Source organism: Pseudomonas sp. M5, from assembly GCF_016907075.1.
Taxonomy (GTDB): domain Bacteria; phylum Pseudomonadota; class Gammaproteobacteria; order Pseudomonadales; family Pseudomonadaceae; genus Aquipseudomonas; species Aquipseudomonas putida_E.
The window spans coordinates 1,591,735-1,617,734 of the sequence record NZ_JAFBBH010000001.1 but is presented as its reverse complement, the minus strand read 5'-3'; the positions used below and the strand labels follow the sequence as shown (position 1 = coordinate 1,617,734).

The 26,000-nt window shown below is 62.3% G+C and carries 24 protein-coding genes, 1 tRNA gene and 1 pseudogene; 10 read left to right on the top strand and 16 right to left on the bottom strand.

The window, feature by feature from the left end:
* Positions 1–125 precede the first annotated feature (125 nt).
* The 4 genes from hflD to JOE27_RS07430 all read right to left on the bottom strand — a co-directional run bounded on the left by hflD (position 126) and on the right by JOE27_RS07430 (position 4,712).
* Positions 126–752 carry a high frequency lysogenization protein HflD gene (hflD, locus tag JOE27_RS07445; protein ID WP_012315257.1) on the bottom strand — a complete coding sequence of 209 codons (627 nt, stop codon included), beginning with the start codon at positions 750–752 and terminating at the stop codon, positions 126–128.
* A complete protein-coding gene (gene mnmA / locus JOE27_RS07440; RefSeq protein WP_115274332.1) occupies positions 749–1,873 on the bottom strand; it encodes a tRNA 2-thiouridine(34) synthase MnmA in 1,125 nt (374 codons plus the stop codon). The genes hflD and mnmA overlap by 4 nt, the downstream gene beginning before the upstream one ends.
* A gap of 59 nt (positions 1,874–1,932) precedes the next feature.
* The gene (locus tag JOE27_RS07435; protein WP_046788268.1) at positions 1,933–2,373 is read right to left on the bottom strand and encodes an NUDIX hydrolase; all 441 of its coding nucleotides are present in this window, start codon (positions 2,371–2,373) and stop codon (positions 1,933–1,935) included.
* 113 nt (positions 2,374–2,486) lie between these two features.
* A complete protein-coding gene (locus JOE27_RS07430) occupies positions 2,487–4,712 on the bottom strand; it encodes an NADP-dependent isocitrate dehydrogenase (RefSeq protein ID WP_204918429.1) in 2,226 nt (741 codons plus the stop codon).
* Positions 4,713–5,128: 416 nt separating this feature from the next.
* Here JOE27_RS07430 and icd point away from each other — a divergent pair, with 416 nt between their 5' ends.
* On the top strand, positions 5,129–6,385 hold the full coding sequence (gene icd / locus JOE27_RS07425) for an NADP-dependent isocitrate dehydrogenase (RefSeq protein WP_012315253.1): 1,257 nt from the start codon (positions 5,129–5,131) through the stop codon (positions 6,383–6,385).
* Between the two features lie 71 nt (positions 6,386–6,456).
* On the opposite strand, the gene cspD is transcribed toward icd, so the two are convergent.
* Positions 6,457–6,708, bottom strand: a complete 252-nt coding sequence (cspD, locus tag JOE27_RS07420; RefSeq protein ID WP_046788266.1) for a cold shock domain-containing protein CspD — start codon at positions 6,706–6,708, stop codon at positions 6,457–6,459.
* Between the two features lie 230 nt (positions 6,709–6,938).
* Between cspD and clpS the strand changes: the two genes are divergently transcribed.
* Positions 6,939–7,301: an ATP-dependent Clp protease adapter ClpS gene (clpS, locus tag JOE27_RS07415; RefSeq protein ID WP_012315251.1), complete on the top strand. Its 363-nt coding sequence runs from the start codon at positions 6,939–6,941 to the stop codon at positions 7,299–7,301.
* A gap of 30 nt (positions 7,302–7,331) precedes the next feature.
* A complete protein-coding gene (gene clpA, locus JOE27_RS07410; RefSeq protein WP_046788265.1) occupies positions 7,332–9,602 on the top strand; it encodes an ATP-dependent Clp protease ATP-binding subunit ClpA in 2,271 nt (756 codons plus the stop codon).
* An 83-nt stretch (positions 9,603–9,685) separates the two neighbouring features.
* Here the strand turns inward: clpA and infA are convergent, their stop codons facing one another.
* The 3 genes from infA to aat form a co-directional block, all read right to left on the bottom strand.
* Positions 9,686–9,904 (bottom strand): translation initiation factor IF-1, encoded by a 219-nt coding sequence (gene infA, locus JOE27_RS07405; protein ID WP_002553999.1) that lies wholly within the window; start codon positions 9,902–9,904, stop codon positions 9,686–9,688.
* A 102-nt stretch (positions 9,905–10,006) separates the two neighbouring features.
* Positions 10,007–10,714, bottom strand: a complete 708-nt coding sequence (locus JOE27_RS07400; RefSeq protein ID WP_046788264.1) for an arginyltransferase — start codon at positions 10,712–10,714, stop codon at positions 10,007–10,009.
* Positions 10,715–10,770: 56 nt separating this feature from the next.
* Positions 10,771–11,451 carry a leucyl/phenylalanyl-tRNA--protein transferase gene (gene aat, locus JOE27_RS07395; protein ID WP_125923910.1) on the bottom strand — a complete coding sequence of 227 codons (681 nt, stop codon included), beginning with the start codon at positions 11,449–11,451 and terminating at the stop codon, positions 10,771–10,773.
* Between the two features lie 380 nt (positions 11,452–11,831).
* On the opposite strand from aat, the gene JOE27_RS07390 reads away from it, so the two are divergent.
* The 6 genes and pseudogenes from JOE27_RS07390 to cysG all read left to right on the top strand — a co-directional run bounded on the left by JOE27_RS07390 (position 11,832) and on the right by cysG (position 19,236).
* The gene (locus tag JOE27_RS07390) at positions 11,832–14,291 is read left to right on the top strand and encodes a DNA translocase FtsK (protein WP_174142243.1); all 2,460 of its coding nucleotides are present in this window, start codon (positions 11,832–11,834) and stop codon (positions 14,289–14,291) included.
* 62 nt (positions 14,292–14,353) lie between these two features.
* On the top strand, positions 14,354–14,989 hold the full coding sequence (gene lolA / locus JOE27_RS07385) for an outer membrane lipoprotein chaperone LolA (protein WP_012315247.1): 636 nt from the start codon (positions 14,354–14,356) through the stop codon (positions 14,987–14,989).
* Positions 14,990–15,001: 12 nt separating this feature from the next.
* Complete coding sequence (locus tag JOE27_RS07380; protein ID WP_115274336.1) at positions 15,002–16,327, top strand: replication-associated recombination protein A; 1,326 nt, start codon at positions 15,002–15,004, stop codon at positions 16,325–16,327.
* A gap of 32 nt (positions 16,328–16,359) precedes the next feature.
* Positions 16,360–16,530: pseudogene (locus tag JOE27_RS07375) on the top strand (CrcB family protein); the annotation flags it as partial.
* A gap of 30 nt (positions 16,531–16,560) precedes the next feature.
* A complete protein-coding gene (gene serS / locus JOE27_RS07370; protein WP_046788260.1) occupies positions 16,561–17,841 on the top strand; it encodes a serine--tRNA ligase in 1,281 nt (426 codons plus the stop codon).
* A complete protein-coding gene (gene cysG / locus JOE27_RS07365) occupies positions 17,842–19,236 on the top strand; it encodes a siroheme synthase CysG (RefSeq protein ID WP_115274337.1) in 1,395 nt (464 codons plus the stop codon).
* Between the two features lie 31 nt (positions 19,237–19,267).
* Here cysG and JOE27_RS07360 read toward each other — a convergent pair whose 3' ends face one another.
* The 8 genes from JOE27_RS07360 to JOE27_RS07325 form a co-directional block, all read right to left on the bottom strand.
* Positions 19,268–20,224 (bottom strand): glutathione S-transferase family protein, encoded by a 957-nt coding sequence (locus tag JOE27_RS07360; protein WP_046788258.1) that lies wholly within the window; start codon positions 20,222–20,224, stop codon positions 19,268–19,270.
* A gap of 92 nt (positions 20,225–20,316) precedes the next feature.
* A complete protein-coding gene (locus JOE27_RS07355; RefSeq protein ID WP_204918427.1) occupies positions 20,317–21,321 on the bottom strand; it encodes a glycosyl transferase family protein in 1,005 nt (334 codons plus the stop codon).
* Complete coding sequence (locus tag JOE27_RS07350) at positions 21,318–21,653, bottom strand: TusE/DsrC/DsvC family sulfur relay protein (RefSeq protein ID WP_119687451.1); 336 nt, start codon at positions 21,651–21,653, stop codon at positions 21,318–21,320. Before JOE27_RS07350 ends, JOE27_RS07355 begins: the two co-directional genes overlap by 4 nt.
* Entirely contained in the window at positions 21,650–21,946 is a 297-nt protein-coding gene (gene tusB / locus JOE27_RS07345) for a sulfurtransferase complex subunit TusB (RefSeq protein ID WP_204918424.1), read from the bottom strand. The genes JOE27_RS07350 and tusB overlap by 4 nt, the downstream gene beginning before the upstream one ends.
* On the bottom strand, positions 21,946–22,305 hold the full coding sequence (gene tusC, locus JOE27_RS07340; RefSeq protein ID WP_204918422.1) for a sulfurtransferase complex subunit TusC: 360 nt from the start codon (positions 22,303–22,305) through the stop codon (positions 21,946–21,948). The genes tusB and tusC overlap by 1 nt, the downstream gene beginning before the upstream one ends.
* A 1-nt stretch (position 22,306) precedes the next feature.
* A complete protein-coding gene (gene tusD, locus JOE27_RS07335) occupies positions 22,307–22,699 on the bottom strand; it encodes a sulfurtransferase complex subunit TusD (RefSeq protein WP_174142240.1) in 393 nt (130 codons plus the stop codon).
* Between the two features lie 85 nt (positions 22,700–22,784).
* A complete protein-coding gene (locus JOE27_RS07330; protein WP_174142239.1) occupies positions 22,785–24,164 on the bottom strand; it encodes a uracil-xanthine permease family protein in 1,380 nt (459 codons plus the stop codon).
* A 222-nt stretch (positions 24,165–24,386) separates the two neighbouring features.
* Positions 24,387–25,058 carry a Bax inhibitor-1/YccA family protein gene (locus tag JOE27_RS07325; RefSeq protein ID WP_012315235.1) on the bottom strand — a complete coding sequence of 224 codons (672 nt, stop codon included), beginning with the start codon at positions 25,056–25,058 and terminating at the stop codon, positions 24,387–24,389.
* Between the two features lie 255 nt (positions 25,059–25,313).
* Between JOE27_RS07325 and JOE27_RS07320 the strand changes: the two genes are divergently transcribed.
* Positions 25,314–25,403: transfer RNA gene (locus JOE27_RS07320), tRNA-Ser, on the top strand.
* The last annotated feature ends 597 nt before the right edge of the window (positions 25,404–26,000 follow it).

Below are 26,000 nucleotides of genomic sequence, written 5' to 3'. Positions count from 1 at the left end.
CGGCCTTGCGTCGCGAAAGGGCTGCGCAGCGGCCCCCAAATCGCCGCCCCAGCATAGATTGCCGGGGCTGCTGCGCAGCCTTTTCGCGACGCAAGGCCGCTCCTACCGAGGGTTCAGCGTCGCCTTCAGGAAGGTGTGCGCATCATATCGTACAGTTCGTTGAGCAACTTGCGCCGGCTGAACACCAGCTGCCAGCGATGCCCGCCCAGCTGGCGCCACAGGCGTGCGGCGCGGATGCCTGCCAGCAGCAGGGCGCGGATCTTCGACGCGTTGCTGGCCTGCTGCAGGAAACGCATGTCGCCATGCACCTGAATGCGCTGGCGCAGTGTGCTCAAGGTGTCCTGATACAAGGCGCCGCTGGAGGCGATGACGTTTTCGTGAACCAGGCCGAAATGGTCGGCCTGTGACTGGATTTGCGGCAGGCGGTTGCCGATGGTGTCGAGCAGGTCGCCACGCTTGTTCAGCTGGCGTTCCAGCCCGAGCATCGACAGCGCATAACGCAGCGGTTCGCGCTGTAGGCTGCTGGGGTCGCGTTCCAGGGCGCCGACCAGGGCGCGGTAACCGTCGCGCAGGTTGAGGTCGTCGCCGCCGAATACCTCCAGGGTGTCCTTGGGGTCGCGCACCAGCAGGCTGCCCAGCATGCAGCCGATATCGGCCTCGCTGGCCTGGCCGGTGCGGGCGATGCGGTCGACCAGCACGGCGGCCTGAAACACCCCACCCAGGGCAATCAATTGCTCCTGCAGTTTGTTCATGCGCGCGGGCTCCACGGCTCGGCCGTCTCGATCACGCCGCCGCCCAGGCACACCTCGCCGTCGTAGAACACTACCGACTGGCCAGGGGTAACGGCGCGCTGCGGCTCGTCGAACACAGCGCGGTAGCCGCTTTCGGTCAGCTCCAGGGTGCAGCGCTGGTCGCTCTGACGGTAGCGCACCTTGGCAGTGAGCGTACGCGGGCTGCTGAGGTCGATCGGGTTGACCCAGAAGATCTCCGAGGCGAGCAGGGCGCGGGAGAACAACCAAGGGTGTTCGTTGCCCTGGCCGACCACCAGCACATTGCGGGTCAGGTCTTTGTGCAGCACGTACCACGGCTCGTCGCCGGCGTCTTTCAAGCCCCCGATGCCCAAGCCCTGGCGCTGGCCGATGGTGTGGTACATCAGGCCGTGATGGCGGCCGATGACTTCGCCGTCGGTGGTCTGTATCTCACCTGGCTGGGCCGGCAGGTACTGCTTGAGGAAGTCGCTGAAGCGGCGCTCACCGATGAAGCAGATACCGGTGGAGTCCTTCTTCTTGGCAGTGGCCAGGCCGTGCTTTTCGGCGATGGCGCGAACCTCGGGCTTTTCCAGTTCGCCGACCGGGAACAGGGTGCGGGCGATTTCCTTGCCGCCGACGGCATGCAGGAAGTAGCTCTGGTCCTTGTTCGGGTCCAGGCCCTTGAGCAGTTCGGTGATTGCGCCGGTGTCGCGGCGGCGCACGTAATGGCCAGTGGCGATCAGGTCTGCACCCAGCGACAGTGCGTAGTCGAGAAACGCCTTGAACTTGATTTCGCGGTTGCAGAGGATGTCCGGGTTGGGTGTACGGCCGGCCTTGTACTCTTCGAGGAAGTGCTCGAAAACGTTGTCCCAGTATTCGGCAGCGAAGTTGGCGGTGTGCAGCTTGATGCCGATGCGGTCGCACACGGCCTGGGCGTCTGCCAGATCTTCACGGGCAGTGCAGTATTCGGTGCCGTCGTCCTCTTCCCAGTTCTTCATGAACAGACCTTCCACCTGGTAGCCCTGCTCCATGAGCAGAAGGGCGGAGACGGAAGAGTCCACGCCGCCGGACATGCCGACGATGACGCGGGTCTTGGCGGGGTCTTTGAGTGCTGGGCTGGTCATGGCTACCGATGTGTATCAAGGGGGAAAAGCGCCGAGTCTACCAAACCCGAGGCTGCGCGTCAGTCGCGCAGCAAATCAAGGCTATGCAGCGGGCCTGCAAGGTAGTCATCCAGGCAGCGTGGTACCAGCTCGCTGCGCCAGCGGTCGGGGGCAGCCAACAGTTCCTCGCGGGTGAGCCAGACGGCACGGACGATGTCGCTGTCCAGCGCAAGGTCGGCGTGGTGGTGCACGGGGCGTGCGGCAAAGCAGATGCGCTGGTAGGTCACGCCGTTGCTGGGTGCGGTGTACAGGTAGATGCCGACCACGCCGGTAAGCTCGACTTCCCAGGCGGTTTCCTCCAGGGTTTCGCGCAGGGCGGCCTGGGGCAGTGTTTCGTTTGGCTCCAGGTGGCCGGCGGGCTGGTTGAACACGTGCTGGCCGGCTTTGAACTCTTCGACGAAGAGAAATTTGCCTGCGTGCTCGACGATGGTGGCGACGGTGATGTGGGGTTGCCAGGACATGGGCATTTCCTATGGTTGGCGCGGGCCGCTCCTACACAGCTGGCGCGTCTGTGCTTCAGAAAGCACAAACCCCGGTGCGTGGCCGGGGTTTGTGCTGTTACCTCAAGCGAGCCTTACAGGGCGGCAATGGCGCTGTTCAGGGTCTGGCTTGGGCGCATCACCTTGGCGGTCAGCTCGGCATCCGGAGCGTAGTAGCCACCGATGTCGGCCGGCTTGCCCTGCACGGCGTTGAGCTCGGCGACGATGGTCGCTTCGTTCTCGGCCAGGGTTTTTGCCAGTGGTGCGAAGCGCGCCTGCAGGGCGGCGTCGTCAGTCTGGGCGGCCAGCGCTTCTGCCCAGTACAGGGTCAGGTAGAAGTGGCTGCCACGGTTGTCGATACCACCGACTTTGCGCGAAGGCGACTTGTTGGTGTCGAGGAACTTGCCGGTGGCCTGGTCCAGGGTGTTGGCCAGGACCTTGGCGCGCGGGTTGTCGTAGGTGTTGCCCAGGTGCTCCAGGGAAGCGGCCAGGGCCAGGAATTCACCCAGCGAGTCCCAACGCAGGAAGTTTTCTTCAACCAACTGCTGCACGTGCTTGGGTGCCGAACCGCCAGCGCCGGTTTCGAACAGGCCGCCGCCGTTCATCAGCGGCACGATCGACAGCATCTTGGCGCTGGTGCCCAGCTCCATGATCGGGAACAGGTCGGTCAGGTAGTCGCGCAGCACGTTGCCGGTCACCGAGATGGTGTCCTTGCCTTCGCGGATGCGGGCGAGCGAGAACTTGATGGCGTCGACCGGCGCCAGAACGCGGATGTCCAAGCCTGCAGTGTCGTGATCCTTCAGGTACTTCTGCACCTTCTCGATCATCACGCCGTCGTGGGCGCGGGCTGGGTCCAGCCAGAACACCGCCGGGGTGTCGCTCAGGCGGGCGCGGTTGACGGCCAGCTTGACCCAGTCCTGGATCGGCGCGTCTTTGGTCTGGCACATGCGGAAGATGTCACCGGCTTCGACGTTCTGCTCCAGAACGACCTTGCCCTTGCCATCGACCACGCGCACGACGCCGTCAGCCTTGACCTGGAAGGTCTTGTCGTGGGAGCCGTACTCTTCGGCCTTCTGTGCCATCAGGCCGACGTTCGGTACGCTGCCCATGGTGGTCGGGTCGAACGCGCCGTTGGCCTTGCAGTCTTCGATGGTGGCCTGGTAGATGCCGGCGTAGCAGCGGTCCGGGATGATCGCCTTGGCATCCTGCAGCTCGCCAGCGGTGTTCCACATCTTGCCCGAGTCACGGATCATGGCCGGCATCGAGGCGTCGACGATCACGTCGCTCGGCACGTGCAGGTTGGTGATGCCTTTGTCGGAGTTGACCATGGCCAGGGCCGGGCGCTCGGCGTACAGGGCCTGGATGTCGGCTTCGATCTCGGCCTGCTTGTCGGCTGGCAGATCCTTGATGCGGGCATACAGGTCACCGATGCCGTTGTTGGCATTGAAGCCCACTTCGGCCAGCGCGGCAGCGTGCTTGGCCAGCACTTCGCCGTAGAAGGCTTCGACGATGACGCCGAACATGATCGGGTCCGAAACCTTCATCATGGTGGCTTTCAGGTGCACCGACAGCAGCACGCCGGAGGCCTTGGCATCGGTGATCTGCTCGGCGATGAAGGCTTTCAGTGCCTTGCGGCTCATGGTTGCGCAGTCGATGATTTCGGCGGCTTTGACGGCGGTCTTTTCTTTCAGCACGGTGGTGCTGCCGTCTTTGGCGACCAGCTCGATGCGCAGGCTGTCGTCAGCCTCGATCAGTGCGGCCTTTTCGCTGCCGTAGAAGTCGCCTTGGGTCATGTGGGCAACGTGCGACTTGGAGTCGGCGGCCCAGGCACCCATCTTGTGCGGGTGCTTGCGCGCGTAGTTCTTGACCGACAGGGGTGCGCGGCGGTCGGAGTTGCCTTCGCGCAGTACCGGGTTCACGGCGCTGCCCTTGATGCGGTCGTAGCGCGCGCGGGATTCTTTTTCTTCCGCGGTGGCCGGCTCGTCGGCGTAGTCCGGGATATTGAAGCCCTTGCCTTGCAGTTCCTTGATCGCGGCCTTGAGCTGCGGTACCGAGGCGCTGATGTTCGGCAGCTTGATGATGTTGGCTTCAGGTGTGGTAGCCAGTTGGCCCAGTTCCGCCAGGTGATCGCCTACCTGCTTCTCGGTGCCCAGTTGCTCCGGGAATGCCGCGAGGATGCGGCCAGCCAGGGAAATGTCGCGAGTTTCGACGGCGATGTCAGCCGAAGCGGTGAAAGCTTCGACGATCGGCAGCAGCGAGTAGGTGGCGAGGGCGGGGGCTTCGTCGGTGAAGGTATAGATGATCTTGGAACGGGTGGGCATGCGGGTTAACTCTCTATGTGCTGAGCGTACTCGAGTCTCGAGGTGCGCAGGGTAGGCGCTTCGCCCTGGCGACGCCATGAGCGGAAAGTCGAGAGGCTGCGAGCGGTGATGGTGGATGCATCAGTCGAGCGTCAAGTGCTGAACTGCGGTAACAGCCCAGGCTTTTTGGCCAGTTACTGGCCGAGGGCGAGCCGCATTTTCCTGGGATTCGCCCCGATGACCCTTCGGTCGCGGCGCAGTATATCAAACCAATCGGGCTATTCAGCAAGGCGAAGTGACATCGGCGCCATTTATAAGACCAAAGACGTAGCGGCAATGTGGCGTGATGTCGCAGCGCTTGCAGGTCGGCAGATGTGGTTTAGGCTCAGTGGGATCGCATGATGTCCAATCACACCCGAAAGCGGAGTAGTGCAAGCATGGGATACCAGAAAATCAAGGTTCCGACCGACGGCGCCAAGATCACCGTCAATGCAGACCATTCGCTCAACGTGCCCGACAACCCCATCATTCCCTATATCGAAGGCGACGGCATTGGCGTCGATGTCTCACCGGTGATGATCAAGGTGGTGGACGCTGCCGTGCAGAAGGCCTACGGCGGCAAGCGCAAGATCGCCTGGATGGAGGTGTACGCCGGGGAAAAGGCTACCCAGGTCTATGACCAGGACACCTGGCTGCCGCAGGAGACCCTGGACGCGGTGCGCGACTATGTCGTATCGATCAAGGGGCCGCTGACCACTCCGGTCGGCGGGGGCATCCGTTCGTTGAATGTGGCGCTGCGCCAGCAACTTGACCTCTATGTGTGCCTGCGGCCGGTGCTGTGGTTCGAGGGCGTGCCTAGCCCGGTCAAGAAGCCCGGCGATGTCGACATGGTGATTTTCCGCGAGAATTCCGAGGACATCTACGCCGGTATCGAATGGAAAGCCGGCTCGCCCGAAGCGAACAAGGTCATCAAGTTCCTCAAGGAGGAAATGGGCGTCACCAAGATCCGTTTCGACCAGGACTGCGGCATCGGCGTCAAGCCGGTTTCCCGCGAGGGCACCAAGCGCCTGGTGCGCAAGGCCCTGCAATACGTGGTGGACAACGACCGTGAGTCGCTGACCCTGGTGCACAAGGGCAACATCATGAAGTTCACCGAAGGTGCCTTCAAGGACTGGGGTTACGAGGTGGCCAAGGATGAGTTTGGCGCCGAGCTGCTCGATGGTGGCCCTTGGATGAAGTTCAAGAACCCCAAGACCGGCCGCGAGGTCATCGTCAAGGACGCCATTGCCGACGCCATGCTTCAGCAGATCCTGCTGCGCCCGGCCGAGTATGACGTGATTGCCACCCTCAACCTCAACGGCGACTACCTGTCCGATGCACTGGCGGCGGAAGTGGGTGGGATCGGTATCGCGCCAGGCGCCAACCTGTCCGACACCGTGGCCATGTTCGAGGCCACCCACGGCACTGCGCCCAAGTATGCCGGCCAGGACAAGGTCAACCCGGGCTCGGTGATCCTCTCTGCAGAGATGATGCTGCGCCACATGGGCTGGACCGAGGCGGCCGACCTGATCATCAAAGGCACCAATGGCGCGATCGGGGCCAAGACGGTTACCTACGACTTCGAGCGGCTGATGGAAGGCGCGAAGCTGGTGGGTAGTTCAGGCTTCGGCGACGAAATGATCAAGCATATGTGAAACAATTGAAAACCGGCCGCCCCTGTTAAGTGGGGCGGCCGGTTTTTTCGTATGCCGACGCAAAGCAGGGATCAGGCTTCAGCGGTCGATGATTGCGAGGCTCCTGTTGAGGTGCTGGCAACAGCGTTGGCGATCTCGGTCGCATGCAGGCCCTTGGGGCCCTGCACGATCTCGAAAGTCACGGCTTGTCCGGCCTTCAGGGTTTTGTAACCGTCCATCTTGATCGCCGAATAATGGGCGAACAGATCGTCGGTTTTGCCGTCTTCATTGATGAATCCGTAGCCCTTGGCATTGTTGAACCACTTGACTTTACCGCTTGCCATCCCTATGTCCCTCTGCAAAGGACTCCATCACTGGAGTATCATCCACTTCATCCGCATACGAACCTTGCGAAAAATCTGGTTGACTGCGCGGATCTTTATCGACCACGGTGGGTTCTTATTGGTTGTAACACCGTTTTGCCGATAGTCAAGGTCGCCCCGTCTTCGCGCGGGCTGCGGCTTGAGCGGTCAACTCACAACCTTAACCTGTCGATCATGATGAAATTCTTTCCATGCATGCACGTAGCGAGATTCGACTAACATTCAATCAGGATCGCCCGCAATCGAATGAGGACGACGGCTCAGGGCTTGCGGTACAGGAAGCCAAGCCGATCCTGCAGGCGCCACCGATGTACAAGGTGGTTTTGTTCAACGATGACTACACGCCGATGGATTTCGTCGTCGAAGTGCTCGAAACGTTCTTCAGTCTGAACCGCGAGCTGGCGACCAAGATCATGCTGACCGTCCATACCGAAGGGCGGGCAGTGTGCGGATTGTTTACCCGGGACATCGCCGAAACAAAGGCCATGCAGGTCAACCAATACGCCAGGGAAAGCCAGCATCCGCTACTCTGTGAAATCGAGAAGGACGGTTAATCGCCGACCACTTGGGTATGAGGTGAAGCTATGTTAAACCGCGAGCTCGAAGTCACCCTCAATCTTGCCTTCAAGGAGGCTCGTTCGAAGCGTCATGAGTTCATGACCGTCGAGCATCTGCTGCTGGCACTCCTTGACAATGAGGCTGCTGCGACCGTTCTGCGCGCCTGTGGCGCCAATCTCGACAAACTCAAGCATGACCTGCAAGAGTTCATCGATTCCACCACTCCCCTGATTCCCGTCAACGACGAGGATCGCGAAACCCAGCCGACCCTGGGCTTCCAGCGTGTGCTCCAGCGTGCCGTGTTCCACGTGCAAAGCTCTGGCAAGCGCGAAGTCACCGGTGCCAATGTGCTGGTGGCGATTTTCAGCGAACAGGAAAGCCAGGCCGTGTTCCTGCTCAAGCAGCAGAGCGTGGCCCGTATCGACGTGGTCAACTACATTGCCCACGGCATTTCCAAGGTGCCGGGCCACGGCTCGCACAGCGACAGCGACCCGGAAATGCAGGACGAGGAGGGCGGCGAGACGTCGTCCTCGAGTAACCCGCTGGATGCTTACGCCAGCAACCTGAATGAACTGGCCCGCGCTGGGCGGATCGACCCGCTGGTAGGGCGCGAGCAGGAAGTCGAGCGCGTGGCGCAGATCCTTGCCCGTCGGCGCAAGAACAACCCGCTGTTGGTCGGTGAGGCTGGTGTGGGCAAAACTGCCATCGCCGAAGGCCTGGCCAAACGCATCGTCGATGGCCAGGTGCCCGACCTGCTGTCGCAGAGCGTGGTGTATTCCCTCGACCTTGGCGCACTGCTGGCGGGTACCAAGTACCGCGGCGACTTCGAGAAGCGCTTCAAGGCGTTGCTCGGTGAGCTGCGCAAACGCCCACAGGCCATCCTGTTCATTGACGAAATCCACACCATCATTGGTGCCGGTGCTGCGTCGGGCGGCGTGATGGACGCGTCCAACCTGCTCAAGCCGCTGCTGTCTTCCGGCGAGATTCGCTGCATTGGTTCGACGACCTTCCAGGAGTTTCGCGGCATCTTCGAGAAGGACCGTGCCTTGGCGCGGCGCTTCCAGAAGGTGGATGTCAGCGAGCCGTCCGTCGAGGACACTGTGGGCATTCTGCGCGGCCTCAAGGGGCGCTTTGAAAGCCATCACAACATCGAGTACAGCGATGAAGCCCTGCGCGCCGCCGCTGAGCTGGCATCACGCTACATCAATGACCGCCACATGCCGGACAAGGCCATCGACGTGATCGACGAGGCCGGTGCGTATCAGCGCCTGCAGCCTGAGGCGAATCGGGTCAAGCGTATCGATGTGCCGCAAGTCGAGGATATCGTGGCCAAGATCGCGCGGATTCCGCCGAAGCACGTCACCAGCTCCGACAAGGAGCTGCTGCGTAACCTGGAGCGTGACCTGAAACTGACCGTGTTCGGTCAGGACCAGGCGATCGATTCGCTGGCTACGGCAATCAAGCTGTCCCGTGCAGGCCTCAAGGCACCGGACAAGCCGGTCGGCTCGTTCCTGTTCGCCGGCCCTACCGGGGTGGGCAAGACCGAAGCGGCACGCCAGTTGGCCAAGGCACTGGGCGTTGAGCTGGTGCGCTTCGACATGTCCGAGTACATGGAGCGGCACACTGTGTCACGCCTGATCGGCGCTCCTCCCGGGTATGTGGGGTTCGACCAGGGTGGCCTGCTGACCGAGGCGATCACCAAGCAGCCGCATTGCGTGCTGCTGCTCGATGAAATCGAGAAGGCGCACCCCGAAGTCTTCAACTTGCTGCTGCAGGTGATGGACCACGGTACGCTTACCGACAACAACGGGCGCAAAGCGGACTTCCGCAACGTGATCCTGATCATGACCACCAATGCCGGCGCTGAAACTGCGGCACGCGCTTCCATCGGTTTCACCCATCAGGACCATGCGTCCGATGCGATGGAAGTCATTCGCAAGAGCTTCACGCCGGAGTTCCGCAACCGTCTGGACACAATCATCCAGTTCGGCCGCCTGAGTCACGAGACGATCAAGAGCATCGTCGACAAGTTCCTCATCGAGCTTCAGGCGCAGCTGGAAGACAAGCGTGTGCTGCTTGAAGTCAGCGATGCCGCCCGCGGCTGGCTGGCGGCTTCTGGCTACGACGTGCAGATGGGTGCGCGGCCGATGGCGCGGCTTATCCAGGACAAGATCAAGCGGCCGCTGGCCGAGGAGATCCTGTTTGGCGAGCTGGCCGAGCATGGCGGTGTGGTGCACATCGACCTGCGCGATGGCGAGTTGGTGTTCGACTTCGAGACTACGGCAGAAGTAGCGTGACGCAAGGGGCCGCTTTGCGGCCCCTTGCAATTTGAAGGTACAAAAAAGCCCGGCACATGGCCGGGCTTTTTCATGGCTGGAGCTTAGCGCGCACGGTAGGTGATGCGGCCCTTGCTCAGGTCATAAGGCGTCAGCTCGACGCGGACCTTGTCGCCAGTGAGAATACGGATGTAGTTCTTGCGCATCTTTCCGGAGATGTGCGCGGTTACGACGTGCCCGTTTTCCAACTCCACGCGGAACATGGTGTTGGGCAGGGTGTCGACGACAGTACCTTCCATTTCGAAGCTGTCTTCTTTCGACATGCAGTTGAGCCCTCGGTGTCCAGTGTTGGCCCGACGCATAACCGCACCGGGCAAAAAAGTGGCGTGGATTATGCCGGAAAATAGTGTGTCAAGCCAATGCTTTCAGTTGAGGGTGACCCAACGCTGGTTGATCAGCAGTTCGATCGGGCGATACTGGGTCTTGTAGTTCATCTTCTTGCAGTTCTTGATCCAGTAGCCGAGGTATACCGCTTCGAGGTCCTGGCGCAGGGCTTCGGTGATTTGCCAAAGGATGGCAAAGCGCCCCAGGCTGCGCCGTTCTTCGTCGGGCTCGTAGAACGTGTACACCGCTGACAGCCCGTTGGGCAGCAGGTCGCACACCGCCACCGCCAGCAGGCGGCCTGCCAGGCGGAATTCGTAGAACCAGCAGAACGGCAAGTCGCGCACCAGAAAGGTGGAAAACTGATCGCGGCTTGGCGGGTACATGTCGCCATCGGCATGGCGGGTTTCGATGTAGCGCCGGTACAGGTCGAAATATTCTTCCTTGAACGCCGGCCGGGCAGCCGTCACGGTGAGGTCGGCATTGCGCTTGAGGATGCGCCGCTGCTGGCGGTTGGGGATGAAGCGTGCGGCCGGAATGCGGGCTGGAACGCAGGCATTGCAGTTCTGGCAATGTGGGCGGTACAGGTGGTCGCCACTGCGCCGAAAGCCCATCTCCGAAAGGTCGGCATACACATGCACGTCCATCGGCTGGCTGGGGTCGAGGAACAGGGTGGTCGCCTGCTCGTTCGGCAGATAGCTGCAGGAGTGGGGCTGAGTGGCATAGAACTTCAACCGCGCCAACTCTGTCATGGTCGACCCCTTCGGTGAGACTTTGCTTTAAGTGTAAGCCAGCTCTCGGAACTCGCCTAGCTGCGCCAGCTGGCACTGTTGGGCTGGTCGAGGTGGTGGGCTAGGTAATCGGCGAAGCTGGCGCGGCTGATGGCGCGGGCGCCCAGGCTATGCAGGTGTTCGGTCGGCATCTGGCAGTCGATCAGCACAAAGCCCGCCTCTTGCAGGTGCTTGACCAGGGTCACGAAGCCGACCTTGGAAGCATTGTCGGCGCGGCTGAACATCGACTCGCCGAAAAACAACCGCCCCATGGCCAGGCCGTACAGGCCGCCCACCAGTTCGCCGTTGTGGCGCACCTCCACCGAATGGGCGATACCGCGCCGGTGCAGCTCGCAGTAGGCGTTGCGCATGGTGTCGGTGATCCAGGTGCCATCCGCGTAGTCACGCGGTGCCGCGCAGGCGTCGATCACGGCGGGGAAGTCGCTGTCGAAGCTGACCTGATAGCGCCCCTGGCGCAACAGCTTGGCCAGCGAGCGCGAGACATGCAGCTCGTCCGGGAACAGAACGGTGCGAGGGTCGGGCGACCACCAGAGGATGGGTTGGCCGTCCTGGTACCACGGGAAGCAGCCATGGCGATAGGCCTGCACCAGGCGCTCGGGGCTGAGGTCGCCACCAGCGGCGAGCAAGCCGTTAGGATCCTGCAGGGCCTTTTCCAGGGGTGGGAAGGTCAGCGAGTCGCGAGTCAGCCAGGTGAGCATGGTCTATCGTGCGGTGGGGGAGGGGAGGGGCAGCATGGCAAGGAGGGCGCTTTGGGTCAATGCTGGCCCATGTGGGGCCAGGCCTGCCTGCGTGTGCGTTCAGTCAGGCGATATGGTCGGCAATTTCCTACACAATCGTGAGGTTGCAGGCACCATCTGGCACATTTGCTGTCACACCTGTGCAAAAACACAGCATAAGCCTTTGTCACAAAAGAAAATGCATGCTCAAATTGCACCTATACGAAAGTCGCCCCCACCCAAACGCCATAGGGCGTGCCGCCATGGCGGCCGGCGGGCAGTAATGTTAAAAGTAGTGGTTCATTGGCCCGTTATCGGCCAATCACTACTGGACGCGCAGCACGCGCAGGAATAGACGCGTTTTGAAGAAATCCACCGCAACTCCAGCTCCTCTGCCTGTGCCCCTGTGGCGGCAGCAGCTGCATTACCGCCTCAAGGAAGGTGCGTTGATCGCTGTCGGCGCCCTGTGCCTGTACTTGTGGATGGCGCTGCTGACCTACGATACCTCCGACCCAGGCTTCAGCCACACCAGCAACGTCGACCAGGTGCAGAACGCTGCCGGGCGTGCCGGTGCGTACTTCGCCGACATCATGTTCATGGTGCTGGGCTACTTCGCCTACATCTTCCCTTTACTGCTGGCCATCAAAACCTGGCAGATCTTCCGCGAGCGCCATCAACCCTGGCAGTGGAGCGGCTGGTTGTTCTCCTGGCGCCTCATCGGCCTGGTGTTCCTGGTGCTGTCGGGTGCCGCTCTGGCGCATATCCATTTCCACCCCCCGGCGAGCCTGCCGTTCTCCGCCGGTGGTGCCTTGGGCGAAAGCCTCGGCGACCTGGCGCGCAACCTGCTCAACGTGCAGGGCAGCACGCTGATGTTCATCGCCCTGTTCCTGTTCGGCCTGACCGTGTTCACCGACCTCTCGTGGTTCAAGGTGATGGACATGACCGGCAAGATCACCCTCGACCTGTTCGAGCTCGTGCAAGGCGCGGCCAATCGCTGGTGGGAGGCGCGCAACGAGCGCAAACGCCTGGAGGCGCAGCTGCGCGAGGTGGACGAACCAAGGTTCGACGCGGCGCCGGCGGCTGCCGAGAAACGCGAACCGGCCAAGGCGCAACTGCGCGAGCGCATCGGTGAGCGCGATGAGCCGCCCGCGCGCCCTGTCGTAGCCCAGCGCGAACCCATTGCCCCGCGCGAGACTGTTGTCCCTCGTGAACCCTCGATTGCCCCTGTGATCATGCCGCCGGCAGCGCCGGCCAAGGCAGTGGAGCCGAGCAAGCGGGTGATGAAGGAAAAGCAGGCGCCGCTGTTCGTCGACAGCGCCGTGGAAGGTACCTTGCCGTCCATCTCCATCCTCGACCCGGCCGAGCAGAAGAAGATCGAGTATTCGCCAGAATCACTGGCCGGCGTCGGTCAGTTGCTGGAAATCAAACTCAAGGAATTCGGCGTCGAAGTCTCGGTGGACTCCATCCACCCGGGCCCGGTCATTACCCGCTACGAAATCCAGCCTGCGGCCGGGGTCAAGGTCAGCCGCATCGCCAACCTGGCCAAGGACCTTGCACGGTCGCTGGCCGTGACCAGTGTGCGGGTGGTCGAGGTCATCCCCGGCAAGACCACCGTGGGTATCGAGATCCCCAACGAAAACCGGCAAATGGTGCGCTTCTCCGAGGTGCTGTCGACGCCGCAGTACGACGAGCAGAAGTCGCCCGTCACCCTGGCCCTGGGTCATGACATCGGCGGCAAGCCGGTCATCACCGACCTGGCCAAGATGCCACACCTGCTGGTGGCCGGTACCACCGGCTCCGGTAAGTCGGTGGGTGTGAACGCGATGATCCTGTCGATCCTGTTCAAGTCCGGCCCTGAAGACGCGCGCCTGATCATGATCGACCCAAAGATGCTCGAGCTGTCGATCTACGAAGGCATCCCGCACCTGCTGTGCCCGGTGGTCACCGACATGAAGGACGCCGCCAACGCGCTGCGCTGGAGCGTGGCCGAGATGGAGCGGCGTTACAAACTGATGGCGGCCATGGGCGTGCGTAACCTGGCCGGCTTCAACCGCAAGATCAAGGATGCCCAGGAGGCTGGCGAGATCATCCACGATCCGCTGTTCCGCCGCGAGAGCATGGAAGACGAGCCGCCGGCCCTGAAGACCCTGCCGACCATCGTGGTGGTGGTCGACGAATTCGCCGACATGATGATGATCGTCGGCAAGAAGGTCGAAGAGCTGATCGCCCGTATCGCCCAGAAGGCGCGGGCCGCCGGTATTCACCTGATCCTCGCCACCCAGCGCCCATCGGTGGACGTGATCACTGGCCTGATCAAGGCCAACATCCCGACCCGCATGGCGTTCCAGGTGTCGAGCAAGATCGACTCGCGCACCATCATCGACCAAGGTGGCGCCGAGCAGTTGCTCGGCCACGGTGACATGCTCTACATGCCGCCAGGTACCAGCCTGCCGATCCGGGTACACGGCGCATTCGTCTCCGACGATGAAGTGCACCGCGTGGTGGAAGCCTGGAAGCTGCGTGGCGCCCCGGACTACAACGACGACATCCTCAACGGCGTCGAGGAGGCCGGCAGCGGCTTCGAAGGCGGTGGTGGCGGTGGCGGCGACGAGGATTCGGAAAGCGACGCGCTGTATGATGAGGCGGTGCAATTCGTCCTCGAAAGCCGTCGGGCGTCGATTTCGGCCGTGCAGCGCAAGCTCAAGATCGGCTACAACCGCGCTGCGCGCATGATCGAGGCGATGGAAATGGCCGGCGTGGTCACCCCCATGAACAGCAACGGCTCGCGGGAAGTGATTGCCCCGGGCGGCCCGCGCGACTGATGAACACCTTGCCGGGCGCCGACGGTGGCGCCCGGCTTCTTAAATGCTCAATGAGGATTAACATGCGCGCGATTCGCATGCTGTTGGTTTCTGCCCTGACCCTGGGTTCGCTATCGGCCACACTGTCGGCTCACGCTGGTGAGCAGGACGTGCAGCGCCTGACCCAGTTGCTGGAAAAGTCGCAGACCATCGAGGCCAATTTCTCCCAACTGACCCTGGATGCCGGCGGCACCAGCCTGCAGGAGACAACCGGCAAGATGACGGTCAAGCGCCCGGGCCTGTTCTACTGGCACACCGATGCTCCCCAGGAGCAGGTGGTGGTGTCCGACGGCAAGAACGTCACCCTGTGGGACCCTGACCTGGAGCAGGCCACCATCAAGAAGCTCGATGTGCGCCTGAACCAGACCCCGGCGCTGCTGCTGTCCGGTGACGTGTCGAAGATCAGTCAGAGCTTTGACATCACCTCCAAGGAGCAGGGCGAAGTGATGGACTTCACCCTCAAGCCAACGACCAAGGACACCCTGTTCGATTCGCTGCGCGTGTCGTTCCGCCGTGGCCTGATCAACGACATGCAGCTGATCGACAGCGTCGGCCAGCGCACCAACATCCTGTTCAATGGCGTCAAGGCCAACCAGGCGGTGCCGGACAGCACCTTCAAGTTCGACATCCCGAAAGGCGCGGACGTCATCAAGGAGTAAGCAGAGCGCACCATGGACCTGTTTCGAAGCGAACCCGTTGCCCAGCCCCTGGCTGCCAGGCTACGCCCGTCCAACCTGGACGAGTATGTCGGCCAGGAGCACCTGCTGGCGCGTGGCAAACCGCTGCGTGAGGCGCTGGAGCAGGGTGCGCTGCACTCGATGATCTTCTGGGGGCCGCCGGGCGTGGGCAAGACCACGCTCGCACGGCTTCTGGCACAGTTTTGCGATGCGCACTTCGAGACGGTTTCTGCGGTACTGGCGGGGGTCAAGGAAATCCGCCAGGCCGTCGAGGTGGCCAAGCAGCAGGCCGGCCAGTATGGCCGCCGGACCATCCTGTTCGTCGATGAGGTGCACCGCTTCAACAAGTCCCAGCAGGACGCCTTCCTGCCCTTTGTCGAAGACGGCACGCTGATCTTCATCGGCGCCACCACCGAGAACCCGTCCTTCGAACTGAACAATGCCTTGCTCTCGCGGGCACGGGTGTATGTGCTCAAGAGCCTGGACGAGCCTGCCTTGCGCAAGCTGGTCGACCGCGCACTCAACGAAGAGCGCGGCCTGGGCAAGCGCAACCTGAGCGTGGGCGACGACGCCTTCAAGATGCTCATGGCCGCCGCCGATGGTGATGGCCGGCGCATGCTCAACTTCCTCGAAAACGCCTCGGACCTGGCCGAAGATGGCGGCGAGATTGGCGTAGACCTGCTGCAGAGCCTGCTCGGTGACAGCCGCCGGCGCTTTGACAAAGGCGGCGAGGCCTTCTACGACCAGATTTCCGCCCTGCACAAGTCTGTGCGCGGCTCCAACCCGGACGCCGCGCTGTACTGGTTCGCGCGCATGCTCGATGGCGGCTGCGACCCGCTGTACATTGCCCGCCGCGTGGTGCGCATGGCCAGCGAGGACATCGGCAACGCCGACCCCCGGGCCCTGAGCCTGTGCCTGGCGGCCTGGGACGTGCAGGAGCGTCTGGGCAGCCCTGAGGGCGAGCTGGCGGTGGCTCAGGCCATTACCTATATTGCCTGCGCGCCAAAGAGCAACGCCGTGTACATGGGCTTCAAGACTGCCCTGCGCGAAGCCGCCGAGCACGGCTCGCTGGAGGTGCCCCTGCACCTGCGCAACGCCCCGACCAAGCTGATGAAGCAGCTCGGCTACGGCGAGGAGTACCGCTATGCCCACGACGAGCCCGATGCCTATGCTGCGGGTGAAGATTACTTCCCCGATCAGCTCGAGCCACGCCAGTATTATCAGCCCGTGCCCCGAGGGCTCGAGCTGAAGATCGGCGAGAAACTGCGTCACCTGGCCGACCTTGATCGCAGCAGCCCGCGTCAACGGAGAAAGCCGTGAGCGCTCTGTTCCATGGGCTGTTCCTGCGCTTTGGCCTTATCGTCGGCTTCATCGGTGGGCTGACGACGTTTTCCTCTTTTTCGCTCGATACCGTGCGCCTGATGGAAAGTGGGCAAGCGCCCCTGGCCGTGGGCTATACCGGTATTAGCGTGATGGGCGGGCTACTGGCCACCTGGGCCGGCCTGTCCCTGACCCGACTCTGAACCAACCTACACACATAACGAGAGAACGACATGCTCGATTCCAAACTGTTACGCGGCCAACTTCAGGAAGTGGCGGACCGCCTCGCCTCCCGTGGCTTCAGCCTGGATGTCGCGCGCATCGAATCGCTGGAAGAGCGCCGCAAGGCGGTGCAGACCCGCACCGAGCAGCTGCAGGCCGAGCGTAACGCCCGCTCCAAATCGATCGGCCAGGCCAAGGCCAAGGGCGAGGACATCGCGCCGCTGATGGCTGACGTCGAACGCATGGCCAATGAGCTGGCCGCTGGCAAGGTCGAGCTGGACGGCATCCAGGCCGAACTGGATGGCATTGTCCTGACCATCCCCAACCTGCCGGACGCTAGCGTGCCGGTCGGTGCCAGTGAGGACGACAACGTCGAAGTGCGCCGTTGGGGCACGCCGAGGGCATTCGATTTTGAAATCAAGGACCACGTCGCCTTGGGCGAGATCAGCGGTGGCCTGGACTTCGAAGCAGCTGCCAAGCTGTCGGGCGCCCGCTTTGCCGTGCTGCGCGGCCCGATTGCCCGCCTGCACCGTGCCTTGGCGCAGTTCATGATCAACCTGCACACCGGTGAGCATGGCTACGAAGAACACTACACCCCCTACCTGGTCCAGGCTCCGGCCTTGCAGGGCACCGGCCAGCTGCCGAAATTCGAGGAGGACCTGTTCAAGATCACCCGCGAAGGCGAAGCCGACTTCTACCTGATCCCGACCGCTGAAGTGTCGCTGACCAACCTGGTGGCCGGCGAGATCATCGACGCCAAGCAGCTGCCGCTCAAGCTGGTCGCCCACACCCCGTGCTTCCGCAGTGAGGCTGGCGCTTCGGGCCGTGACACGCGCGGCATGATCCGCCAGCACCAGTTCGACAAGGTCGAGATGGTCCAGGTGGTCGAGCCGTCCAAGTCCATGGAAGCCCTGGAAGGCCTCACCGCCAACGCCGAGCGCGTGTTGCAGCTGCTGGAGCTGCCCTACCGCGTACTGGCCCTATGCACCGGTGACATGGGCTTCGGCGCCGTGAAGACCTACGACCTGGAAGTGTGGGTGCCAAGCCAGGACAAGTACCGCGAGATCAGCTCCTGCTCCAACTGTGGTGACTTCCAGGCGCGCCGCATGCAGGCCCGCTGGCGCAACCCGGAAACCGGCAAGCCGGAGCTGGTGCACACCCTCAATGGCTCGGGCCTGGCCGTAGGCCGTACCCTGGTCGCTGTGCTGGAAAACTACCAGCAGGCCGATGGCTCCATCCGTGTGCCGGAAGTGCTCAAGCCCTACATGGGCGGTGTCGAGGTCATCCGCTAAATGGATTACCTGCCGCTGTTCCACAAGCTGCAGGGCGGCCGCGTGCTGGTCGTCGGCGGCGGCGAGATCGCCTTGCGCAAGGCGCGCCTGCTAGCCGATGCTGGCGCCGCGCTGCGGGTGGTGGCGCCCGAGGTCGACGGCCAACTGGCTGCGCTGGCCCGTGAAGGTGGCGGTGAGGTCCTGGTGCGTGGTTATCAGGCGGCCGACCTGGTCGGCTGCCGCCTGGTGATCGCAGCCACCGACGACCCCGGGCTCAATGCCCAGGTGTCGGCGGATGCGCAGGCGCTTTGCGTGCCGGTCAACGTGGTGGATGCACCGGCCCTGTGCACGGTGATCTTCCCGGCCATTGTCGACCGCTCGCCCCTGGTGGTTGCGGTATCCAGCGGCGGTGACGCCCCGGTGCTGGCGCGCCTGATTCGCGCCAAGCTGGAAACCTGGATCCCGTCCACTTATGGCGAACTGGCCGCCTTGGCGGCGCGCTTCCGGCACAAGGTCAAGGCGCTGTACCCGGATGTCAATCAGCGGCGCGGCTTCTGGGAGACCGTGTTCCAGGGCCCGATCGCCGAGCGTCAGCTGGCCGGGCAGGGTGCCGAGGCCGAGCGGCTGTTGCAGGCCATGGTCGACGGTGCGCCGGTGCAGCAGGGTGGTGAGGTGTATCTGGTGGGGGCGGGGCCGGGTGATCCGGACTTGCTCACCTTCCGTGCCTTGCGCCTGATGCAGCAGGCCGATGTGGTGTTGTATGACCGCCTGGTGGCGCCGGCAATCATTGAAATGTGCCGCCGCGATGCCGAACGTATCTACGTCGGCAAACGCCGCGCCGAGCATGCCGTGCCGCAGGACCAGATCAACCGTCTGCTGGTCGACCTGGCCCGCGAGGGTAAGCGCGTGTTGCGCCTGAAGGGAGGCGACCCGTTCATTTTCGGTCGTGGTGGCGAAGAGATCGAAGAGCTCGCCGAGCATGGCATCCCGTTCCAGGTGGTGCCCGGTATTACCGCGGCCAGTGGTTGCTCTGCCTATGGTGGCATTCCGCTGACCCACCGCGATTATGCCCAGTCGGTGCGTTTCGTGACCGGCCACCTCAAGGACGGTACCAGCAACCTGCCTTGGAATGACCTGGTGGCGCCGAACCAGACCTTGGTGTTCTACATGGGCCTGGTAGGGTTGCCGACCATTTGCGCCGAGCTGATTCGCCATGGGCGTGCATCGAGCACGCCTGCGGCGTTGGTGCAGCAGGGGACTACGCGCAATCAGCGGGTGTTCACTGGCACCTTGGCCGACCTGCCAGCATTGGTGGCCGAGCATGAAGTGCACGCGCCAACCCTGGTGATTGTCGGGGAAGTGGTGCAGTTGCGCGAAAAGCTGGCCTGGTTTGAAGGTTCGCAGCAAGACCAGTAATAGCGGGGGCTGCAACGCAGCCCCAACTTTCTCAGCCCCAGATCCCTTTGCCTGGCAACCGCTCCCGATCATGCGGCAGATTGAAGTCCTGCAGCGGCCCCTTGGGCACGATTCCGTTCGGGTTGATGGTCTTGTGGCTCATGTAATAGTGCTTCTGGATGTGCTCCATGTTCACCGTCGGCGCCACACCCGGCCACTGGTACAGCTCACGCAGCCAGTTTGACAGGTTCGGGTAGTCGCTCAACCGGCGCAGGTTGCACTTGAAGTGGCCGTGATACACCGCATCGAAGCGCACCAGCGTGGTAAACAGGCGCACATCGGCCTCGGTCAGGTGCTCGCCTGCCAGGTAACGTTGGCGGTCCAGCAGCGCTTCCAGGTAGTCCAGCTCGTTGAACACTTCGTCGAACGCAGCCTCGTAGGCTTCTTGCGTAGTGGCGAAGCCTGCACGGTAAACACCATTGTTCACCGCTGGGTAGATGCGTGCATTGAGCGCTTCGATGGTCGGGCGCAGCGGCTGCGGATACAGGTCGAGGGTATTGCCTGTCAGTTCGTTGAAGGCGCTGTTGAAGATACGGATGATCTCCGCCGACTCGTTGTTGACGATGCGCTTTTCCTTTTTGTCCCACAATACGGGCACGGTCACGCGGCCTGTGTAGTGCGGGTCATCTTGGGTATAGCGCTGGTGCATGAATTCTAGGGCGTCGAGGTGATCGCCCGTGGAGCCCTGTTGCTGGTCGAAGGTCCAGCCGTTTTCCTGCATCAGCCAGCTGACCACCGACACATCGATCAGCGGCTCCAGGCCTTTGAGCGCACGCACGATCAGGGTGCGGTGAGCCCATGGACAGGCCAGCGACACATACAGGTGGTAGCGACCGGCTTCGGGGGCGGGCAACTGATTGCGGCGCTGGGCGTTCTCGCGCTTGAAGGCGCCATCCTTGCCGTTTTCGTACCACTGGTCGTGCCAGCGACCGTCGATCAAAAGGCCCATGGTGAGCTCCTCGGAACAAAGTTGTTTGTCGTTGGAACCCAGTCTAGGGCAAAGCGTTCGAATAAATAGCGCAAAGACTGCGCAAAAATGATCTAGTTATTCGATTGGTTTCGAGCGCCCCAATAGCCGCGTGCGGTCGCGAACGCCTGCTCCCGCTCCTGCCCCAAGCCGCGCAACGCCAGGGCCATGGTCGCCACCACGGCCATTTCCCCATAGCTGTCCTGAGCCTCGCCACGCCAAACCGCCAGCAGTTGTTCTGGCTGCAGGCTTGCAGGTTTTACATGGCGCCGCTCACTCAGCGCCGGCCACTCTTCGTCCCAGTTTTCACCTGCGCTGGTGCCGTACAGGTGGCTGATGACATCCGGGTTGACTTCGATTTCGCCGCCATCGCCCTTGATGACCACCGCATGGTCACCCAGCAGCCGGCTGGCCTCGCGGTGTACGGCCTGGTAGCCGGGGTGGAAGATGCTCTGCAGGCCGCAGCGGGCGCTCAGCGGGTTGAGCACGCGGGCCAGCGAATGGATGGGGGAGCGCAGGCCAAGTATGTTGCGCAGGTCAATCATGCGCTGCAGTTGCGGGGCCCAATCGTGCAGCGGGAAAAACGCCAGGCGTTGCTGGTCCAGTGCTTGCTCGACAGCAGACCAATCGCGGCACAGCGCAATGTCCAGCAGGGCCAACAATTGCTCGGTGTACATGCGCCCGGCGGTGTGGGCGCCACCACCGTGCATCAGGATGCGCACGCCGTTGGCGGCCAGGCATTTGGCGGCCAGCAGGAACCAGGGCAGGTGGCGCTTCTTGCCGGCATAGCTGGGCCAGTCCAGGTCGACAGCGATGCGTGGTGCATGCAGTTGGGCGCGCAGGGCCTCGGTGAAGCCGGCCAGCTCCTCGGCGCTCTCTTCCTTGTGCCGCAGCAACATGAGGAAGGCACCGAGCTGAGTGTCTTCAACCTTGCCTTCAAGCAGCAGGGCCATGGCGGCTCGGGCTTCCTCACGGGTGAGGCTGCGGGCACCGCGTTTGCCTTTGCCAAGGATGCGCACGAATTCGGCGAACGGGTGTTCGGCCGGGGTTTGAAGGGTGAGCGGGCGAGCGTCTGTCATATGCAATTGGTCGGCTTGGGCAGGCCCGCCAGCTTGGCGGCAAGTTTGGCGGGGGTGCCGTTGAACAGGCGGTTGAGGTGCGGGCTGTTGCCCTTTTCAGGGCCCAGCTTTAGCGCTGTGTACTTGATCAGCGGGCGCGTGGCCGGAGACAGCTGGAATTCCTCATAGAACTGGCGTAGCAGTTCAAGCACTTCCCAGTGTTCGGCGGTCAGGGCAATGCTTTCGCGCGCGGCCAGTGCCTCGGCGACGGCGTGGGACCAGTCTTGCAGGTCGACCAGAAAGCCGTCCTTGTCCAGGGCGATTGCCTGGTTGTCTATGGTCAAGGTGTTCATAGCCAGCTGTTGACCTTGTCATAGTGCAACGACAACGCGACGAACGCTGGGTAGTCCACGGCCTTTGCCAGCCCGCTGCTGACGCTGCGCGCCTGCAGGTCTTCGTCGAGGGCGAACAGGCGTTGCTCCAGCGCTGCCGCCTGCAGCAGGCGCTGTGGTTCGCTGCCGTCACGCAGGGCATAAACCGCATCGCCGCACAGCAGCAAGGCATCTTCGCCGCCGAGCAGGCGCAGGCAACTGCCCAGGCGATCATCGCCGAAGGGCGAGTGGGATATCACATGCAAAGTCGGCATCAGAGCGTCACCACTTGGTCGAAACGGGCAACCAGTGCCTTCAAGGCCGCGTCGTCCAGCACCTCAACGGGCAGGTCCAGGGTGTCGGCAGCAAGCCCGCGAAGGGCCAGGCTGTGCTGGCAAGCGAACAGCTCCTCCACACCGAACATCGGCAGTGCCTGCAGGTTGGCGGCCAGATTCTTTTGTTGCACGGCAACCGGTTGCTGATCAGGAGCAAGCTGGAACACGCCGTCATCGAGGAACAGCATGCCCAGTGGCAGATCGAAAGCGCCGCCGGCCAATGCGATGTCCAGCGCTTCGCGGGCAGACGGGCCGCTCCAGGGCGCCTGGCGGCTGATGATCAACAGGGATTTGGCCATTTCAGTCGCCTCCAAAGCAGACCAGGCGGTCGGCCAGCTGTGCCGCTTCATGCAATTGGCCCAGGCCGGAGAGCTCCCACGGCTTGGGCAGGTTCACCGCTTGGCGCTGGTAGCGGCTGGCTTCGGTCTCATCGAGCACGCCGCGGCGCAAGGCAGCGGCGATGCACACCACGGCGTCCAGCTGGTGCTGCTCGACAAAAGCGCGCCACTGGGCGGCGATGTCCTGTTCGTCCTGGGGCGCGACCACGTTGGCCGAGGCGCTGTGAACACCGTCCTGATAGAAGAACAACCGGGCAATCTCATGCCCGCCGGCCAGCACCGCCTCGGCGTAGCGCAAGGCGCGCCGCGAGGAGGGCGCATGGGCCGGGGAAAAAACCGCGATAGCGAATTTCATGGGCAACTCGTGTAAAGGAATGCGGCCATGATAAAGCAAAAAGCCCGCGCGGGTGGGCGCGGGCTGGTTGGCCGGGGAGGGGCTATCAGGTGTGTTCCTTGCTCTCTGGCAGGAACCAGTTCAGCACCAGGGCGCAGATACCACCGGTGGCAACGCCCGACTCCAGTACGTTACGAATGGCCGCCGGCATGTGCGCCAAGAACTCCGGAACCTGAGCCACGCCCAAGCCCAACGCCAACGACACGGCGATGATCAGCAGTGCACGGCGGTCCAGGCGCGTGCTGGCCAGAATGTTGATGCCCGAAGCGGCCACGGCACCGAACATGACCATGGCCGCGCCGCCCAGCACAGGCTCAGGCACAGCCTGAATCACGCCGGCAACACTCGGGAACAAGCCCAGTACCACTAGCATCACGGCAATCCAGATACCGATGTGACGGCTGGCGATGCCGGTCAGCTGAATCACGCCGTTGTTCTGCGCGAAGATCGAGCTGGGGAAGGTGTTGAACAGGCCCGCCAGCAGCGAGTTGGCACCGTTGACCAGCACGCCGCCCTTGATGCGCTGCATCCACACCGGGCCTTCGACCGGTTGGCGCGAGACCTTGCTGGTGGCTGTAACGTCGCCGATGGCTTCGAGCGAGGTCACCAGGTAGATCACCAGCATCGGGATGAAAAGCGCCCACGAGAAACCGAGGCCAAAGTGCAGCGGCGTCGGTACCTGGAACAGTGCAGCTTCATGCATGCCGGTGAAGTCCAGCCGGCCGAGGTAACCCGCCAGGGCGTAACCCACCGCCAGGGCGATGACGATGGCGCAGCTGCGCATCCACACCACCGGGATGCGGTTCAGGATGACGATGATTGCCAGCACCACGCCCGACAGCAGCAGGTTCTCACCATTGGCGAAGGTGCCATTGGCCATGGCGCCAAAGCCGCCGCCCATGCTGATCAAACCGACCTTGATCAGGGTCAGGCCGATCATCAGCACCACAATGCCCGTCACCAACGGCGTGATCAGACGCTTGACGAAGGGCAGGATGCGCGACACGCCCATCTCGACGAACGAGCCGGCGATCACCACGCCGAAAATCGCTGCCATCACGCTTTCGACGGGGGTGCCCTGCTTGACCATCAGCGCACCACCGGCAATCAGTGGGCCGACGAAGTTGAAGCTGGTGCCCTGCACGATCAGCAAGCCCGCGCCAAACGGCCCAAACCGCTTGCACTGCACGAAGGTGGCGATACCCGAGATGACCAGCGACATCGACACGATCAGGTTGGTATCACGCGCCGAAACACCCAACGCCTGGCAAATCAGCAGGCCCGGGGTCACGATCGGCACGATGATCGCCAGCAGGTGCTGCAGCGCCGCCAGCAGGCCGATAAGCAGCCGTGGCTTGTCCTCAAGGCCAAGCACCAGTTCGTTGGCAGGCGCATCCGCGCCCGGGCTGTGTTCGTGTGAGCTCATCGGTGAAGCTGCCCCGGAAGAAAAAAGGAGCGCATTCTACGGGGTGAAGGGGGATTGCGGTAGTGGCGCGCACGATGGCAGCAAGATCGGCGAGCATTCGGGTAATAACCTGACTTTTAGGTCAGCTGGCGCGGAAAGGGTGGGCTACAGGATACAGGCCTGCACGTACCCACAAAAAAGCCCGCCGAAGCGGGCTTTTTCAACGGGCTCAAGCAACCGGTATCAGTCGTCGCGACCCATGATGCCGAACAGTTGCAGCAAGCTGACAAACAGGTTGTAGATCGATACATACAGGCTGATGGTCGCCATGATGTAGTTACGCTCACCGCCGTGGATGATCGCGCTGGTCTGGAACAGGATGCAGACCGACGAGAACAGCACGAAGCCAGCGCTGATCGCCAGTTGCAGGCCGCTGATCTGGAAGAAGAAGCTGGCCACTACGGCGCCCAGCAGGACGAAGAAGCCGGCGGTGATGAAACCGCTGAGGAAGCTCATGTCCTTGCGCGAGATCAGCACATAAGCCGACAGGCCACCGAACACCAGGGCCGTCATGGCGAAGGCCGAGCTGACCACCTCAGCGCCACCGGCCATGCCCAGGTAACGGTTGAGGATTGGGCCGAGGATGAAGCCCATGAAGCCGGTGAGAGCGAAGGTGGAAACCAGGCCCCAGACCGAATCACGCAGTTTGTTGGTGAGGAAGAACAGGCCGTAGAAGCCGATCAGCACGACGAAGATGTTCGGGTAGCCGACACGCATCTGCTGGGCAACGAAAGCCATGACACCGCTGAAGGCTAGGGTGAGTGCCAGCAGGCTGTAGGTGTTGCGCAGGACCTTGCTGACCTCGCGCTGCTCGACCTGTTGGCCGCTGTGTACGGCATAATCCTGTTCGCGCATGGCGACACTCCTTGGTAAACCTGTGGTTTTGGAACGTTCAGATGCTAGGAGTCTATCAGAGCTCCTGCAACCGGCGACATAGAGAGTTTGACAGCGTGTTTCATTACGGTATTATGGCGGCCGCAAAACGAGCTGGAAGCGTGGCCGAGTGGTTTAAGGCAACGGTCTTGAAAACCGTCGATGGGCAACTATCCTAGAGTTCTTATCTCAGGTAGTCCCCAGATGCGCACTTCAGGATATCTTCAGAATTGCATCGGGGAATTGGCAGAGTGGTTGAATGCACCGGTCTTGAAAACCGGCGAACGTGAGAGCGTTCCCAGGGTTCGAATCCCTGGTTCCCCGCCAAACACAAGCGAATCAAGGGCTAGAGAGATCTGAGCCCTTTTTTTTGTGCCTGTTTTTACCCTTCCTCTCTTGGGGCAAGCGTCCCTTGTCCAAGCATTCACGTGAGTCAACTGCCCTCGGATGCACACTAATGCATACCTCTGATCCCGAGAGTCCTATCAGAATTCCAGCTGCACACTTGTCAAAAAATTGAAAAGGTTTTTGTTCTTTGAAGTCAAAGGCTAAAGCAGCGGTAGCTGAAGCTACCGAAGGCCCGACTCCCCCCTGCCCAAGGGGGCAGAGAAGGGCAAGTGACCTGAGCAACCTCCCAGCCTGAAAAAAGACGCCCGAAAAGCAGGCGCCTTGGCGTTCAATTCGATCCGAGAAAGGCGGTGGGACGGAGATCCCGCTTTTCTTTAGGCCTCAAATATAGAATTCCGTCCCGCAAAAAAAAATGACAGAGCAGTCTTTCTGATTTGATTCTAAAACGTGATGAGCATCAAAAAAATCTAGGCTAACGGTAGATAAGCCCAGGCGAGTCATCGTCCTCACGTTCATCGTATACACATGCCTCTCTCTGCCCCCAAAAAGCATCTTGAGTGATCTCTCCTTCACGGA

Bases quoted from the DNA above. Each gene is read 5' to 3' on its own strand.
- JOE27_RS07350 (WP_119687451.1), bottom strand. From the start codon at position 21,653: ATGAACACCTTGACCATAGACAACCAGGCAATCGCCCTGGACAAGGAC.
- clpS (WP_012315251.1), top strand. From the start codon at position 6,939: ATGCATGCACGTAGCGAGATTCGACTAACATTCAATCAGGATCGCCCG.
- cysG (WP_115274337.1), top strand. From the start codon at position 17,842: ATGGATTACCTGCCGCTGTTCCACAAGCTGCAGGGCGGCCGCGTGCTG.
- JOE27_RS07380 (WP_115274336.1), top strand. From the start codon at position 15,002: ATGGACCTGTTTCGAAGCGAACCCGTTGCCCAGCCCCTGGCTGCCAGG.
- lolA (WP_012315247.1), top strand. From the start codon at position 14,354: ATGCGCGCGATTCGCATGCTGTTGGTTTCTGCCCTGACCCTGGGTTCG.
- JOE27_RS07325 (WP_012315235.1), bottom strand. From the start codon at position 25,058: ATGCGCGAACAGGATTATGCCGTACACAGCGGCCAACAGGTCGAGCAG.
- tusC (WP_204918422.1), bottom strand. From the start codon at position 22,305: ATGGCCAAATCCCTGTTGATCATCAGCCGCCAGGCGCCCTGGAGCGGC.
- JOE27_RS07435 (WP_046788268.1), bottom strand. From the start codon at position 2,373: ATGTCCTGGCAACCCCACATCACCGTCGCCACCATCGTCGAGCACGCA.
- JOE27_RS07360 (WP_046788258.1), bottom strand. From the start codon at position 20,224: ATGGGCCTTTTGATCGACGGTCGCTGGCACGACCAGTGGTACGAAAAC.
- JOE27_RS07330 (WP_174142239.1), bottom strand. From the start codon at position 24,164: ATGAGCTCACACGAACACAGCCCGGGCGCGGATGCGCCTGCCAACGAA.
- hflD (WP_012315257.1), bottom strand. From the start codon at position 752: ATGAACAAACTGCAGGAGCAATTGATTGCCCTGGGTGGGGTGTTTCAG.
- icd (WP_012315253.1), top strand. From the start codon at position 5,129: ATGGGATACCAGAAAATCAAGGTTCCGACCGACGGCGCCAAGATCACC.
- cspD (WP_046788266.1), bottom strand. From the start codon at position 6,708: ATGGCAAGCGGTAAAGTCAAGTGGTTCAACAATGCCAAGGGCTACGGA.
- clpA (WP_046788265.1), top strand. From the start codon at position 7,332: ATGTTAAACCGCGAGCTCGAAGTCACCCTCAATCTTGCCTTCAAGGAG.
- serS (WP_046788260.1), top strand. From the start codon at position 16,561: ATGCTCGATTCCAAACTGTTACGCGGCCAACTTCAGGAAGTGGCGGAC.
- JOE27_RS07430 (WP_204918429.1), bottom strand. From the start codon at position 4,712: ATGCCCACCCGTTCCAAGATCATCTATACCTTCACCGACGAAGCCCCC.
- infA (WP_002553999.1), bottom strand. From the start codon at position 9,904: ATGTCGAAAGAAGACAGCTTCGAAATGGAAGGTACTGTCGTCGACACC.
- tusD (WP_174142240.1), bottom strand. From the start codon at position 22,699: ATGAAATTCGCTATCGCGGTTTTTTCCCCGGCCCATGCGCCCTCCTCG.
- aat (WP_125923910.1), bottom strand. From the start codon at position 11,451: ATGCTCACCTGGCTGACTCGCGACTCGCTGACCTTCCCACCCCTGGAA.
- tusB (WP_204918424.1), bottom strand. From the start codon at position 21,946: ATGCCGACTTTGCATGTGATATCCCACTCGCCCTTCGGCGATGATCGC.
- JOE27_RS07355 (WP_204918427.1), bottom strand. From the start codon at position 21,321: ATGACAGACGCTCGCCCGCTCACCCTTCAAACCCCGGCCGAACACCCG.
- JOE27_RS07400 (WP_046788264.1), bottom strand. From the start codon at position 10,714: ATGACAGAGTTGGCGCGGTTGAAGTTCTATGCCACTCAGCCCCACTCC.
- mnmA (WP_115274332.1), bottom strand. From the start codon at position 1,873: ATGACCAGCCCAGCACTCAAAGACCCCGCCAAGACCCGCGTCATCGTC.